A 7,605-nucleotide genomic window follows, 5' to 3' on the forward strand; every position below is an offset into this window, starting at 1 on the left:
AATATCTCCGCGGTGTCGTGCAGGCCCGTCGGCGCCGAGGCGGTCGACGGCCCGCTCGGCGCTTCGCTGCGGTATGCCTACGACCGCAACGTCGTCGTGGTCGCGGCAGCGGGCAACCTGCAACAGCAGGGCGCGTGCAAGGAGCAGAACGGCACTGCGGGATGGAATGCGGTCGCTACGATCGCGACGCCCGCGTGGTTCTCGCCCTATGTCCTGTCGGTGGCATCGGTGGAGCCCGACGGGTCGCCCTCGGCCTTCACCCTTTACGGCCCTTGGGTTTCTGTGGCCGCGCCGGGCAGCAATCTGATGTCCCTGGACAGCGCGCCGGGCGGCACCGGGCTGGTGAACGGCACTCCGCAGGCCGACGGCCAGGTGGCGCCGGTGAACGGCACCAGCTTCGCCAGCGCGTATGTCGCGGGCCTGGCCGCCTTGGTGCGCGCCCGCTTCCCCGGCCTCTCCGCGCAGCAGGTGATGGACCGCATCATCCGCACCGCGCATGCCCCGGGCAGCGGCCACGACGCCCGGATCGGCGCGGGCCTCATCGACCCGGTCGCCGCGCTCACCGCAGTGGTGCCGCCCGCCCCGAAAACTGATCCGGCGCAGGGCATCCCGATCGCGGGCCCGACGCCACCGGCTTTCGTGAGCCCGTGGCCGCGCCGCATCGGCCTCGCGGGCGCGGTGAGCTGCCTGACGCTGCTGGCCATCGTGCTCGCCCTCTCCATTCCGTTCCGGCGCGAACAGCGCAGGCCCCTCGTCCTGCCGGGCGATGACTAACCGAAGGAATTGTCCATGGGCACAAAGGGGTTCATCCGCCTGGCCAGGATCGCACCGCCGCGGCCACCGGGCGGCGAGGTAATCCTCAACGCACCGCCGGAGATCACCGCGCCGGTCCCCGCGCCGCTGTGGCAGCGGCTGCTGCCGGTGGTGATGGTGGTCGCCATGGTGGGCATGATGGGGCTGATGTTCACCATGGGCGGCAAGTCCATGTTCTCCAACCCGCTCACCATGATGTTCCCGATGATGATGCTGATGTCGATGGTCGGCATGTTCGCCAGCCGCACCGGCGGCGGTGGAAAGCCGGCCGCCGAGCTCAACGAGGAACGCAAGGACTACTTCCGCTACCTCGACCAGCTGCGCCGCGACGTCCGCAACACCGGTACCGCCCAGCGCGAGGCGCTGTTCTGGAGCCACCCGCACCCGATCGACCTGCACGCGCTGATCGGCACCCGCCGGATGTGGGAACGCAGGCCGAGCGACCCCGACTTCGGGCACATCCGGATCGGCGTCGGCAGTCATCGCCTCGCCACCAAATTGGTTCGGCCGGAGACCGTTCCGTTGGAGGATCTGGAACCGGTGGCGACCGTGGCGCTGCGTCGCTTCGTCCGCACACACTCGGTGGTGCACAGCCTGCCGACCGCCATCTCGCTGCGCGCGTTCCCCGCGGTGAACGTGGAGGGACCGCGCGAGCACGGCCGCGCGCTCGTCCGGTCGATGCTGATGGAACTGGCCACCTTCCACGGACCGGACAGCATGATCTTTGCGATCGTCACCGCCGACCCCGACGGCGAGGTGTGGAGCTGGACCAAATGGCTTCCGCACCTGCAACATCCACGCGACACCGACCGGATCGGGTCGGCGCGCATGCTCTACGAGTCGCTGTCGGAACTGGAGACCTCGCTGTCGGAGGACCTGCTCGAACGTGGCCGGTTCCTGCGCAACGCACCGCCCACGGCGGGCAGGCTGCACCTCGTCGTGGTGATCGATGACGGGTACGTGAGTGGCGCCGAACGCATCATCAGCGACGCCGGACTCGACTCGGTGACCGTGCTCGACCTCACCGCACCGCAGACCGGCCTCGCTGTGCGGCGCGGTCTGCAACTGGTGGTCGAGGAAGACGTGATCGGCGCCCGCACCGGTGGCTCCGTCGAGAACTTCGCGGGACCCGACCGTGTAAGCCTGGATATCGCTGCCACTTTCGGCCGCGGGATGGCGCGCTACCGGATCGCCACCAGCGCCCAGGTCGTCGACCTCGGGGCCGAGGTGAACACCGACCCGGGGCTGATGGCCATGCTCGGCGTCGCAGATGCGGCAACCCTCGAAGCGGACACCGTGTGGCGGCCCAGGTCGGCCCGTGAGCGGCTGCGGGTACCGATCGGCTCGACCCCCGACGGCACCCGGGTCGAGATCGACATCAAGGAGTCCGCCGAGAACGGCATGGGCCCGCACGGGTTGTGCATCGGCGCAACAGGTTCCGGCAAGTCGGAGTTCCTGCGCACCCTGGTGCTGTCGATGGTGACCACCCACTCCCCCGATCTACTGAACCTGGTGCTGGTCGACTTCAAGGGTGGTGCAACGTTTCTCGGGCTCGATCCGCTGCCGCACGTGTCCGCGGTGATCACCAACCTCGAAGAAGAACTCTCGATGGTGGACCGCATGCGCGACGCGCTGGCCGGTGAACTGACCCGAAGGCAGGAACTGCTTCGATCGGCAGGCAACTTCGCCAACGTCACCGAGTACGAGAAGGCCCGCGCCAACGGGGCATCGCTCGACCCGCTGCCCGCGCTGTTCATCATCGTCGATGAGTTCTCCGAATTGCTCTCGCAGAAACCGGATTTTGCGGAACTGTTCGTGATGATCGGCCGACTCGGCCGCTCGCTGCGGGTGCATCTGCTGCTCGCCTCGCAGCGACTGGAGGAGAACCGGCTGCGCGGGCTCGACTCGCACCTGTCGTATCGAATCGGCCTGCGTACCTTCTCGGCTGGTGAATCCCGGCAGGTGCTCGGCATCACCGACGCTTACCATCTGCCCGCACAGCCCGGCGCCGGCTATTTGAAGAGCGATTCTTCGGATCCGTTGCGGTTCAACACCACCTACGTGTCCGGGACATACGTGCCGCCGGTCGCGGGCCGGACGACCGGCCCGACGGCCATGGCCGGGACGGTCGACCTGTTCACCGCCGCCACCATCGAGGTGGCCGCACCGAGCACGGAAGAGCAGCAACCGATCCCGGTCGAACTGCCCGATCTCAACGAACTCCTCGGTCAGGCGCCGTCCGCCGAACCCGAGCGGTCGCTGCTCCAGGTGGTGGTGGATCGGCTGACCGGACACGGCAGGCCCGCGCACCAGGTGTGGCTGCCGCCCCTCGATATCTCGCCGACCGTGGATCTGGTTCTGCCCGATCATGATTGGCGCTCTCAGGTCAACCAGAATGCCAATCTGTGGCTGCCGATCGGGATTGTCGACAAGCCGTACGAACAGAAACGCGATGTGCTCGCGATCGATCTGTCCGGCGCCCAGGGCAACGTCGCGGTGGTCGGCGGACCGCAGTCGGGCAAGTCGACCACCCTGCGCACCATCATTCTTTCCGCCGCCACCACGCACACTCCCGAACAGGTGCAGTTCTACTGCCTCGACTTCGGCGGTGGCACCCTGGCTGCCCTCACCGGGCTGCCACATGTCGGCTCCGCGGCCGGCCGGCTGGAAAGCGACCGGGTGCGGCGCACCGTCGCCGAACTCAGCATGCTGCTGCGCAGGCGTGAGGCCCGCTTCCTGGAACTCGGCATCGAGAACATGCGGGAATTCCGCAAGCGCAAGGCCGAATTCGCGCTGCTGACTCCGGAAGAGCGAGCCGCGCATCCGCTCGCCGCCGACGCGTTCGGCGATGTGTTCCTGGTGATCGACGGCTGGGCCGCCTTCCGGGAGGATTTCGACCTGATCGAGGGCCAGGTGCTCGCCCTCGCGGCCCGTGGGCTGTCCTACGGCATCCACCTCATGCTCGGTGCGAACCGGTGGGCCGAGATCCGGCCCAACGTGAAGGATCAGATCGGCACCAGGATCGAACTGCGCCTGGGCGACCCGTCCGACTCTGAGATGGATCGCCGTGCGGCGGTGAACGTTCCGATCAACCGTCCGGGCCGCGGCATGACCGGCGACAAGCTGCACATGCTGATCGCACTCCCCCGCCTGGACACCGACGTGAACCCGGAGACGCTTTCCGACGGCATCGTCGCCGCGAAGGCCGAACTCGCCGAGCTCTACGGCGATCGCCGGGCGCCCGGGGTACGGATGCTTCCTGGCGAACTCGACCGCGATCAGGTTTTGACCACCGCACGCGACCTGGATATGCGCCTGGACAACAAGCGGGTGCTGATCGGGTTGAGCGAATCGGAGCTGCTGCCGGTGGTGCTCGACTTCGAGGAGTCGCCGCATCTGCTGGTGTTCGCCGACGTCGGCTGCGGCAAGACCACGCTGCTGCGCAATATCGCGCAGGGCATCGTGGAGAACTCGCACCCGAACGAGGCGCGGGTGATCCTGGTCGACTACCGGCGCACCATGCTGGGTGCGATCGACGGGCAGCACCTGGCCGGGTACTCCACTTCGGCGCAGACGTCGATTCCCACGTTGAAGGAAGTTGCGGGATTCGTCTCGCAGCGGCTACCCGGCGCCGACATCACACCCGCGGAGCTGCGGGAGCGCAGCTGGTGGACGGGGCCTGAGGTATATGTGATCGTCGATGACTACGACATGGTGGCGTCGAACAATCCGCTGGTGCCGCTGCTGGATCTGCTGCCGCAGGCGCGGGATATCGGTTTGCATGTGATCATCGCGCGCCGGTCCGGTGGTGCGGCGCGGGCGCTCTACGATCCGGTGCTCGGGCCGATGAAGGATATGTCGGTGGACGGGATCTTGATGAGTACGCCGAAGGATGAAGGTGTGCTGCTCGGGGACGTGCGTCCGGCCCAGTATCCGCCTGGGCGTGGACTGTTGGTGTCAAGGACGCGGGGGCGGGATCTTATCCAGATCTGCCATCTGCCCCCGCCGAGCTGAGCGGAGGGGATGTTGCTCGGCGATGTACGCGCGAGCAACATCCGGCTGAGCGTGGGTTGTTGGTGTCGCGTGCCGTCCAGCGGGCGAGGCGGTCAGAAGAACGCTGCGGTGGCGTTCTCCTCGGTGCCGTCGAGATCGACTGCGGCGCGGCTCATTCCGTGAGCGAATTGCGACAGGGTGTGCGCCAGGTCGAATCCGCCTTGGAGCAGGTCGGTGCCGAGGTTCACGTAACCGGCCTCGCCATCGGCGAACGACTTGCCGTAGGAGTCGGTGCCCCACGGCGGGTTGGCGCTGCTGCCCGCGGTGACCGTGAATTCAGCGGTACTTCCGTTGTGCTGCAATGCGATCGGATCACCGAGCAGCGTCAGCGTGTCGGCGAGTACACGCACCGCACGGCCGACCGCGTCGGCCACGCTATCCATCACCACGGCGGCGGAATGCAGGTCGGTAGTCGAATCGATGGCGATACTCTGCTCCACCCGGACAACTCTGGCCAGGGCAGGCAGCGTGAGACAGGATTGCGGGCGACCGGCGCCGAAACACTATGCAAATTATGGGTTTCGCGCTTGAGCCGCACACCTTTCTGGTCTTCGTACACCGACTCGCCGCACTGACGCGCGTGCGTTTGTCAGAAGGATTGCGTCTAGCGGGGCTCACTGTCCTTGTTCTCGGAATCCTCAGGCTGCCAATCGGTTTCGGATCTCGGTGGTGTTCCCCACGCAGCCGGGCCGGGTGCCGATGGCGCGGCGTACGGTTCGATCGTCGGCTGGTGGTAGGAATCGAGTTTGGGGCGGGTCTTGGCACGCAGATCGGTGCCCTTGGGCTGGTAGTGGTCCGTCCCTGGACCGCCGGTGCCGTATTCCTTGCCGAGCTGCTCACTACGGAGCAGAGTCCGCTGCCACCAACTGTTCTCCGCGCCGATCGGGCGCACCGTCGGCTTGGCTTCGGCATCGGTGCTGCGGTTGATCACGTCCGGATGGACGCGCACCATGCGCAGGTCGTCGGCGCGATGCTGGGCGAGATCAGCCCTGCGTTGCGTTTCATCGGCGCGGGTCTGGAAGTCGTCGGCTCGGCGCTGATGCGCGTCGGCCCGCAGGCGCGCGGCGGCTTGCTCGAACTCGGCGCTCGCGTGTTCGACACGGGCGCGAGCCACCTGTAGTTCGACCCGCTCGACCTGCTGAGGATCGGCAGAGGCGTTCGCGCGCAACGCTTCCAGACGAGTTTCCGCGGTGCGCAACTGCTGCTGCGCCCGTTCGGTGTTCGTCCGTGCTTGCTCCGCGACGCCGTCTTCCGTTGCCGCCCTGGTTTGTTGCATGGTTGCCCGCCGCTGCACGGTGTCGGCACCTGCCTGCGCGCGATCCGCGGTCTGCTGGGCCGCATCGGACCGATGCTGCATGTCCTGAGCGCGGTCGGACATGCGGGAGCCCCACTGCGGCTGCCGGTCCGCCGATTCCGGCCCGTCCGGCGCCCCGAGCGCGCGAGCCCGCGGCGGGTTCTCGACGGATTCAGAAGGCTGAGCGCGCAATTGTGGCTGCGAAGCGCGCACCTGCCGCTGGTATTCCCGCAGGTTCGCCGCGTCCTGCCGATCGAGCTCGCGCAGCCTGCGCTGATGCTGCGGCGTCGACTCGACCGACCGGTCGACCGAAGGCCGCGCTACCGGTGCCGGTCGCGGGATGGGCTGGTCGCTCACCGACCCACCGACCGCCGCGGCCCGGCTCGCCGGGACATACACGTTCCCTTCGGCATCCAGCTGGAAATGCCGGAGGAAACCGGTGCGCGCCGCACTACCCGGCACGCGGTTCAGATGGAACAGGCCACGTGCACCTCCCGCCACCGCACCACGAAACGCACCACCCGACGCACCGAGACCGAACCCGCTCGCGGTAAACGCCCCCTGCCAGTTACCGCTGTTCATCGCCGACGCCATCGAACTACCGACCGTGCCGGCCGCACCGGCGAACGCACCGATCGCAGCTCCCCGACCCACATCCGCCGCACGACCGAGCTTGTTGGTGAGCCTGCCGATCGAAGCGTCGAACCCGATGCCACCCCAATGCCCAGCCGCCCGGCCGAACAACCCGCTGGCATAGGACGCACCAAACGAGAGCAGCGCCTCATTCCCGTTGAACTGCCGCCGAGTACCCGCAGCGATCTGACCACCCTGAATAGCCGCATCCACCAGCACCGCTTGCCCACCCGACACCGCGCCCTTCACCGCGTACGTAGCCAGATTCTTGACCACCAACTTCGTCCAAGCCTGCTGCCCCACAGCACCGAATGCCCGCAATATCACCTGCTCGATCCGCGCGATCACCAGATCCTCCACCCGCCGCAACCCCGATCGGGTTCCAGCGATCGCCGCAGCCTCCACAGCGGGCGCGGTCGGCGGAAACATCCACGCCCACAAGATCTCCACGGCCAGCATCGCGTAGGAGACGATCATCATCAGCTTCGCCGCCTGCACGGTGGTGCCGAAATCGAAAGCGGCGTTGCCGAGTTCGTCGTAGTCGGCCGCCAGCTTCGCCAGCGAGGCGTCGCCGTCGAGCAAGTCGGTGAACAACGCCGAGATGGTCTCGGCACCTGCGCCGTCGGTGTACGCACCGCTGGCTTTCCGTCGCACCTGAGTCAGCGGGTCAATTTGTGCGGCAAGCGATTTCGACGCTTCGCTCCAGGCGCGACCGATGGCGAAGAGCAGGTCCTCGTTGGCGGCGGGCAGGTCGACGCCGACCACCCAGCCCAGCCATTTCAGATCCTGCGGGATCTCGATCATCGCGAAGG

4 protein-coding genes are annotated in these 7,605 nt (G+C 67.4%); 2 read left to right on the plus strand and 2 right to left on the minus strand.

Annotated elements, in window-relative coordinates; all coding sequences use genetic code 11:
• Both NN4_RS06095 and eccCa read left to right on the plus strand, forming a co-directional pair.
• Positions 1 to 774 (plus strand): S8 family serine peptidase (locus NN4_RS06095; RefSeq protein ID WP_147128967.1); only part of this gene is annotated, 774 nt, incomplete at its 5' end.
• Positions 775 to 789: 15 nt separating this feature from the next.
• Entirely contained in the window at positions 790 to 4,827 is a 4,038-nt protein-coding gene (gene eccCa / locus NN4_RS06100; RefSeq protein WP_147128968.1) for a type VII secretion protein EccCa, read from the plus strand.
• Between the two features lie 92 nt (positions 4,828 to 4,919).
• Here eccCa and NN4_RS06105 read toward each other — a convergent pair whose 3' ends face one another.
• The gene (locus tag NN4_RS06105) at positions 4,920 to 5,306 is read right to left on the minus strand and encodes a hypothetical protein (protein WP_147128969.1); all 387 of its coding nucleotides are present in this window, start codon (positions 5,304 to 5,306) and stop codon (positions 4,920 to 4,922) included.
• Positions 5,307 to 5,470: 164 nt separating this feature from the next.
• On the minus strand, positions 5,471 to 7,597 hold the full coding sequence (locus NN4_RS06110) for a WXG100-like domain-containing protein (protein WP_147128970.1): 2,127 nt from the start codon (positions 7,595 to 7,597) through the stop codon (positions 5,471 to 5,473).
• Positions 7,598 to 7,605 lie beyond the last annotated feature (8 nt).

Origin of the sequence: Nocardia ninae NBRC 108245 (assembly GCF_007990755.1) — a bacterium.
Classification (GTDB): Bacteria; Actinomycetota; Actinomycetes; order Mycobacteriales; family Mycobacteriaceae; genus Nocardia; species Nocardia ninae.